Source organism: uncultured Mucilaginibacter sp. (genome assembly GCF_903913935.1).
GTDB lineage: Bacteria > Bacteroidota > Bacteroidia > Sphingobacteriales > Sphingobacteriaceae > Mucilaginibacter.
On record NZ_CAIWNH010000166.1, the window covers coordinates 20,934 to 27,124 of the forward strand.

5 protein-coding genes are annotated in these 6,191 nt (G+C 43.3%); 3 read left to right on the forward strand and 2 right to left on the reverse strand.

The window, feature by feature from the left end; all coding sequences use genetic code 11:
* Positions 1-11: 11 nt before the first annotated feature.
* Together QZY09_RS06305 and QZY09_RS06310 are read right to left on the reverse strand one after the other, a co-directional pair.
* Complete coding sequence (locus QZY09_RS06305) at positions 12-2,513, reverse strand: M1 family metallopeptidase (protein WP_295669704.1); 2,502 nt, start codon at positions 2,511-2,513, stop codon at positions 12-14.
* A gap of 6 nt (positions 2,514-2,519) precedes the next feature.
* Positions 2,520-3,800 (reverse strand): amidohydrolase family protein, encoded by a 1,281-nt coding sequence (locus QZY09_RS06310; RefSeq protein ID WP_295669707.1) that lies wholly within the window; start codon positions 3,798-3,800, stop codon positions 2,520-2,522.
* Positions 3,801-4,171: 371 nt separating this feature from the next.
* On the opposite strand from QZY09_RS06310, the gene QZY09_RS06315 reads away from it, so the two are divergent.
* From QZY09_RS06315 to QZY09_RS06325, 3 genes are all read left to right on the forward strand, one after another.
* Positions 4,172-4,738, forward strand: a complete 567-nt coding sequence (locus tag QZY09_RS06315) for a sigma-70 family RNA polymerase sigma factor (protein WP_295669710.1) — start codon at positions 4,172-4,174, stop codon at positions 4,736-4,738.
* Between the two features lie 242 nt (positions 4,739-4,980).
* A complete protein-coding gene (locus tag QZY09_RS06320) occupies positions 4,981-5,388 on the forward strand; it encodes a hypothetical protein (protein WP_295669714.1) in 408 nt (135 codons plus the stop codon).
* Positions 5,369-6,013, forward strand: a complete 645-nt coding sequence (locus QZY09_RS06325; RefSeq protein ID WP_295669717.1) for a YceI family protein — start codon at positions 5,369-5,371, stop codon at positions 6,011-6,013. Before QZY09_RS06320 ends, QZY09_RS06325 begins: the two co-directional genes overlap by 20 nt.
* Positions 6,014-6,191: the final 178 nt, after the last annotated feature.

Below are 6,191 nucleotides of genomic sequence, written 5' to 3' on the forward strand. Positions count from 1 at the left end.
CTGTTTTAAATTTATTTTGCGTCGTTAATAGCCTGTGTAGCGTCATCTGCCGCCTTAGCTGAGGCATCGTCTTTTAGTTTAATGCGCTGTGCTTTTATATCAGCAAGCAAGCCATTGACAAAAGGCGCCACACCAAATTTCTTGTATTTGATGCCAAGGTCTTTAAATGCAGCTATCCCCTGCTGGGCATATACAGGATTGTCTACATGACCCGTCATGGCGGCAAAATTCCTTGCCATACCAAATTTACCCTGGGGGCCCTGTTCATTAAATGCATTAAGAACATACGGCCATTCATCGCTGCCTCCTGATATGGAATATACGGTGATGATTGCTTGTGTAAGCGGCCCTTTATTGTCTTTTTCAAAACCCTTCGCCAACGGAAGCGCCTGTTTTGGGTCAAGCAGGTTGATGGCAGTTAAAGCTGCACCCTGCACCGCGTACGACTGGCTGCTTAATGCTTGTTTAAAAATGTCCATATTACCTGAGGCTTTAAGCTTACCTAATGCGGTGATTGCAGCTGCTTTAACCAATGTATTTTCATCTGTTTGAGCCAACGATGTTAATACCGGCAATGCCGCGTTACGTACTTCATCATTGCTCATATTTAACGCTTTGATGGCCTTTATACGCAAACCGTAATATTTGTCCTTCAAAGCAGCGATCATTACTTTTTGAGCGCCTTTATCTGATTGTCTGCCGGATACGGCATTTATGGCCTCAAAACGGTCAAGATACAAGGGCGCATTGAAATACTGGAACTCAAACTCCTCCAGCAATTTATTATCGCTTTTTGCACAAAGAAGCACTTTGTCGCCATCAACGTTTACCAGGTTGGGTTTTGATGCAACAGCAAAGGTTAAAGTATCGGCCTTATCATTCATCCAAACTTTATGGCGTTCCTTTTTACCGCCCGCATAGATATCAACCGCGAAAGGTAATTTAAACGTTTGTCCATCCTGGGTCTGCTGCAAGTAAACGGTTTCGGTTTTGCTGCCTTCGTCCCATTTATAGCTGATGTTTAACACCGGGTGGCCCGCACCGTAATACCATTGGTTAAAAAACCAGTTCAGGTCCAGCCCGCTGGCTTCTTCTTCGGCCAGGCGTAGTTGCTGTGCCTCGCCGTTTTTAAACTGGTTTGTTTTAAGGTAGATGTTCAGGCCTTTAAAAAATGCAGCATCACCTAAATAATTGCGTAGCATATTTAAAATACGGCCGCCCTTTTGATAGGTTACCACATCAAACACATCTTCCTTATCATCATAATGGAAACGTACTAGATCTTTTGTACTGGCATCCGGAGAGCCCAAATAATTCTGCAGTGCGGTATAGCTGTGCGCGTCGGCTTCATCCTTACCATATTTATGTTCCGCCCAAAGCATTTCGCTAAAATCAGCAAAAGATTCGTTTACCGTAAGGTTGCTCCAGCTTTCAGCAGTTACCAAATCACCAAACCATTGGTGAAAAAGCTCATGAGCAATGGTGCTGCGGCCCGCGTCATAATTAGCATCCAGCAGTTCGCGCGGGGTTTCCTGTACATAATCGCCGTGCAGGGTAGCGCTGGTGTTTTCCATGGCACCGCTCACATAGTCGCGTACAACGATCTGTGAATATTTGTTCCACGCAAAGGGATAGTCTAAAGTTTTCGAATAAAACTCAATAAGCTCTGGGGTCATCCCGAATATTTGTTTGGCGTAAGGGGCATATTTCGGCTCCAGATAATAGTTTACCTCTTTGTTGCGCCAGTGGTCATGATAGATCTTAAAGTCGCCCACAGCCATCATAAACAAATAAGGGGAATGTGGCAATTCCATTTTCCAGTCATCGGTACGGGTACCGTCGCCATTTAACTTTTGAGAAGCTAGGCGACCGTTAGACAGCGTAACATATTTAGCCGGAACGGTCATGATAATCTCGTCGGTTGTTTTTTGCTCAGGTTTATCAATGGTAGGAAACCATGCTGATGAACTTTCGGTTTCGCCTTGTGTCCAGATCTGTACTGGTTTATCTTTCACCGCGCCATCAGGGTTAATAAAATACAAGCCTTTGGCATCGTTAATAGCCGCGCTGCCCTTTGTTTTTAATTGGTTTGGCTTTGCTGTATAATCGATATAAATGGTGTAGGTCTCGTTGTTCTGATAAACCTTGTCCAACTGAATAGCCACGGTAAGACTATCGTCATATTTAAACTTTAACGGATAATTCTTCCCATTCTTTACAACGGAGATATTGTTCAGGTCCATGCCTTTTGCATCTAAGCGAAGGGTATCGGTAGGATAAAAATGCGGGCGCAGGGTAACCCATTCTTTACCATACATATACTGTTTCTTGTAATCAAAGCGCACATCAAGTTTGGTGTGTACAAGGTCATTGATCTTGGGTGGCGTTGCGCGATAGATCTTCATCAGCGGATCATCCGCTTTAGCAGGCGCCTGGGCGTGGGCCGTTGAAACAGCCATCCCGGTAACGAGTCCCGAAAAGATAAAAGTCGAAAGTGTTTTAAATGTTAACATAAGTTTTTATTGATTATAGATTTTTCCATCCTTCATCACGAAGGAAACGTTTTTCATTGTTTTAATATCAGTAAGCGGGTCACCTTCGACAGCAATAATATCTGCCAGTTTACCCTTTGTAATGCTGCCTGTTTTATCGCTGATGCCCAGCAGGTCAGCGGCGCTGGTTGTGGCTGCTTTTATGGCGTCCATTGGTGGCATCCCGGCATCAACCATATAACCAAACTCCAGGTAGTTTTTTCCGTGAGCAAAAACCCCGGCGTCGGTACCAAAGGCAATTTTTACCCCCGATTTATAGGCCCTGGCAAAGGTTTGCTGCATGCGCGTGCCAACTTCAATGGCTTTGCGTGCTATAACCGGCGGAAAAAAGCCCGGGATACTGGCCGAATCAGACACGGATTTACCGGCAATAATAGTTGGCACCAGGTAAGTGCCGTATTTTACTGCCAGCGTCATATCTTCATCATTCATAAAAGTGCCATGCTCTATAGATGTTACACCACCCAATATTGCCCTGCGGATACCTTCGGCACCGTGCGCATGGCAGGCAACCCGCAGTCCGTAGTCTTTTGCAGTTTCAACAACTGCTTTAATTTCATCAATAGTAAACTCGGCGCCCGAACTGTTTTCGCTCAGGTCCAGTACGCCGCCTGTGGATGCTATTTTAATAACATCCGAGCCGCGTTTTATTTGCAGGCGAACAGCTTTAATCAATTCATCCCGACCATCGGCAACGCCGTCATCCCGGCCCATTTTATGGTTAAAGGCATCATCCCTGAAACCTACCGATCCATCCATATGGCCGCCGCTGGCGGAGATGGCCCTGCCGGCGGTAATTATCCGCGGCCCGTCAGTTAAGCCATGGTTGATGGCATTGCGTAAGCTGATATTTACCCCGCTGCCGCCAAGATCGCGCACGGTGGTAAAGCCAGCCAACAGCGTTTTTTTGGCGTTAACGGCTGCACGATAAGCAATATCGGCATCGGTTAAAGTAAAACCCTCTAAAAGTGTGTTCTTACTGAATTGATCCTCAAGGTGAACGTGGCAATCGATCAGGCCGGGCATCACTGTTTTATCTTTCAGGTATACTACTTTGTCGCCTGCATCGCCGTTGAAATACCCGGTTTTTATATCTATGATGGTATTGCCTTCAATAATGATCGTTACACCTTTTTGTTCGGTATTTGAAACGCCATCAATAAGCCGCCCGCATTGGATATAGGTTTTTTGTGCGAAAGCTGAACAGGAAAAAAATAATAGAAAAGCAAAGTAAAGTTTCTTTACCATAAATTGTGCGTTAAGAGGTCAGTTAAATGAAAGCTAAATTAGAATGTTTTTCTCAATAAAACTAAGACGGTGAAGAAACCCGGTTTGTTACACTAAGTTATTGTGTTTTTTTATAAAATCGCTGCTTTTTATTTGGATTTTTAACAAAGTCAAAAAACAATTGATACACTAATAGGAGAGCGCAAGTATTTGCCGCGCCTATAGGGTAATATTTTTACAGGAGTTCCCGGATGGGTCAAAAACGTCCGCCATCATGCACCAACCGTACGAAAACGAACACTTTCGTAGGGTGTTAAAAATATCAATTTGCTGGAAATCAAATATTTAAATTTAGGGTATCAATATTGGCATAGTAGCGCAAAAACACAACGATGATGTGCACCGATATACGATTAGCTGAAATGTGGGAAGGCTGCTTAAAAAACGACCGTAAGCAGCAGGAGTTGCTATATAAAACTTTAGCGCCCCGGATGCTGGCCGTTTGTATGCGCTATGCCCATGATAAAGACGAAGCCCAGGATATTTTGCAGGAGGGTTTTATCAAAATGTTTAACAACGCGCATAAATACCGCGGCGAAGGGAACCTGGAAGGATGGATCCGCCGTATTATGGTGCATTGTGCCATATCGCGTTACCGCAAACAAAAGCCAATGGTTTTGGTGGATGATTTTGCCGAAGATAACGATGCTTTCAGTAATGGTTATAATGCGCACGGTTTGGAGGTTAAGGACCTGCTGAAAATGATACAAAAGTTACCGCAAACCTATCGTTCTGTATTCAACCTTTACGCTATTGAAGGGTATTCGCACCAGGAAATTGGAAATCAACTGGGCATCACTGAGCTCTTATCCCGGACCAACCTTTGCCGCGCCCGTGCCATTTTAAAGGATATGGTAAACAAACTAACAGCCAGCGAGATGCATTACCTGGCTTGTTAAGTCAATAGTCCTGAGCCCTAAGTTGCTAGTCCCGTTTTCCTGATTTTGATGCGGGGTTAAGCCTCAATTCAACATTGGCCCCCGCCACAGGGTAATGCCGTTATCTGTGGACCTGCTGCTTCACATCTTCAATTTATCATCTTTATAAATTGTGCCGCTTGTCATTTGAGTAAATGATAATGATCATTTATTGTGCCCTTATCAAACCGGAAGTTTGTAACTTCAAAATCAAATTTGAAAAAATGAAGAAAATTCTAATTTCGGGATTAATAGCCGGTGTAATTTTATTTATCATCAGCTATGGTGGCCTGTTCCTCGCGATCAGGTTTTTTCCAACCCTGTTTATTGAATACAACGGCCCGCTGTTTAACTCCGACGGCAGCCGGGACGTCCTTTTCTACATGCACGCCTTTATTATCAGTTTAGCCCTCTCCTGGTTTTGGGATAGGTTTAAATCACTTTTTAAAGGCCACTCTATCTTAAGAGGTTTAGAATTCGGTTTCGTTTATGCCATTATCGCGCTATTGCCGATAATGTGGATTTCCTTCAGCGCTTTGGATATTACCCTGCCCATCGTCATCAGTTGGTTCTTGTACGGTTTTGTGCAGGCCGTCATCGCCGGAGTAGTATTTGCAAAAATTAATCCCTGAAAAGTTTAAGGCAATGCTGTTCAAAAACGTTACATGGTCTTTTTTGATCCTCATCACGCTCACCAGTTTTATTTCCCGGGGTGATCGGAACACATCGCCCCAAATAAAAAAATGGGTGATCAGCGAAAACAGCAACCTCAGGGTTAACGGCAGTACTAATATCAATACATTTATTTGCGAGATCCCGTCATATGATCAAGTCGATACCATCACTGTAAACAAAAGCAATAAGGATGTTTTGCTGTCAGGCACCATCAACCTGAATGTTAAAAGCTTCGATTGCCATAATGCGATCATGACGCACGATCTGCGTAAAACATTAAAGCAGGACCAGTATCCCGTGCTTCATATCAGCTTTTTAACTTTAAACAAACTTCCTGATCTTGCAACAAAGCCGGAGCCGGTAACCGGCTGGGTGTTTATTGAAATAGCCGGCGTTCGCAAACGCTTTGAAGTTAATTACCAGATAAGCCAGGATGGCCAGAAGATAATTCATTTACTTGGAACACGAGATGTTAATTTCTCTGATTTTAATTTAGTACCGCCCCGCAAATTGGGAGGAATGATTAAAACAAGCGATAAGCTAAGTGTTGATTTTCATTTAAAAATGAAAAGTATGGACTGATTCTTCCATTTATGTATCTCCTCTGACTCGTTTTTTTGTGACGGCGATCACTCCGTTATCGCCCCTGAAATTTTTTTACAAATAACAATCCCCTTTTTTAAGGATTATACAATAGAATTTTTTCTAAAGAAAACATTTTGAGTAAATTCTGTAGTAAAAAATAAATAATCAAAAAAAA

Coding starts and splice junctions, on each gene's coding strand:
- QZY09_RS06315 (WP_295669710.1), top strand. CDS start 4,172: ATGATGTGCACCGATATACGATTAGCTGAAATGTGGGAAGGCTGCTTA.
- QZY09_RS06305 (WP_295669704.1), bottom strand. CDS start 2,513: ATGTTAACATTTAAAACACTTTCGACTTTTATCTTTTCGGGACTCGTT.
- QZY09_RS06320 (WP_295669714.1), top strand. CDS start 4,981: ATGAAGAAAATTCTAATTTCGGGATTAATAGCCGGTGTAATTTTATTT.
- QZY09_RS06310 (WP_295669707.1), bottom strand. CDS start 3,800: ATGGTAAAGAAACTTTACTTTGCTTTTCTATTATTTTTTTCCTGTTCA.